1 pseudogene is annotated in these 1,083 nt (G+C 66.5%); it reads right to left on the bottom strand.

The features are described 5' to 3' along the window. A pseudogene (locus JQ624_RS38320) lies at nt 1–978 on the bottom strand (IS91 family transposase); the annotation flags it as partial. Between the last annotated feature and the right edge of the window lie 105 nt (nt 979–1,083).

Genomic DNA, 1,083 nt, shown 5'->3' with positions numbered 1-1,083 from the left:
CATTGGCGAAGAAGCCGTAGTAGCGAATCCGATGGAAGCCGTCCGGCAGGGCATGCAACAGGAAACGGCGGATGAACTCGTCGGCATCGAGCGTCATCACCTTGGTTTTGCTGTCGTGGCGATAGTCCTTCCAGGCGAAGCGGACCTTGCCGTCGGAGAGCGACACCAGCCGGCTGTTGGCGATGGCGACGCGATGGGTGTAGCGGCCGAGATAGGCCAGCACCTATTCGGGGCCACCGAACGGCGGCTTGGCATAGACGACCCATTCGATGCGTCTGAGTTGGTCGAGCCCGGTGGCAAAGGCCGTGGGCTGGGCAAGACCGGCGAGGTTGCCGAAAAAGCCTAGCTTGCCGGCGTCGAATGCAGCCTGCAGGTTCTGTAGGAACAGTCGACGAAACAAGCGCGAGAGCACGCGCACCGGCAGGAAGAAGCCGGAGCGGCAAGCGATCCAGCGCGTGCCGTCGAGCGAGGGGCCGCCGCCTGGCACCACGCAATGAATGTGCGGATGGTGCTGCAGCGTCTGACCCCAGGTATGGAGCACCGCAGTGACGCCGATTTGCGCGCCCAGATGCCTGGGGTCGGCGGCGATGGTGGTGAGCGTCTCGGCGGCAGCGCGGAACAGGATCGCATAGACCGCGGCCTTGTTCTGGAAGGCGATCTCGCCCGCCAGCGTCGGCAGGGTGAAGACGACGTGGAAGTACGGCACCGGCAACAGTTCGGCCTGTCGGTCCGCGAGCCATTCGGCGCGCGCCAGCCCCTGGCACTTGGGGCAATGGCGGTTCGGCAGGAGTTGTAGGCGATGCGCACGTTGCCGCAATCATCGCACTGCTCCACGTGACCGCCGAGCGCCGCCGTCCGGCACGCCGTGATGGCGCCCATGACGCGCCGCTCGGCGCGGCCGAGATGCCCGGCACGGGCCTGCCGAAACGATTCGCCGTGGCGGCGGAAGACATCCGCCACCTCCAGAACCGGAGCCATGATGCCGCTCAGCCGGGCGGCACGATCTCCAGACGGAGCCGGTCAAGCGGACTTGGCGTGTTGCTGATGGTCTTGGTGGCGACCTGGGTGTAGCGCGCCGTGCTG

Origin of the sequence: Bradyrhizobium sp. AUGA SZCCT0283 (genome assembly GCF_018130385.1) — a bacterium.
Taxonomy (GTDB): domain Bacteria; phylum Pseudomonadota; class Alphaproteobacteria; order Rhizobiales; family Xanthobacteraceae; genus Bradyrhizobium.
The sequence above is the reverse complement of the archived record's forward strand: the minus strand, read 5'-3'. Positions and strand labels throughout refer to the sequence as shown.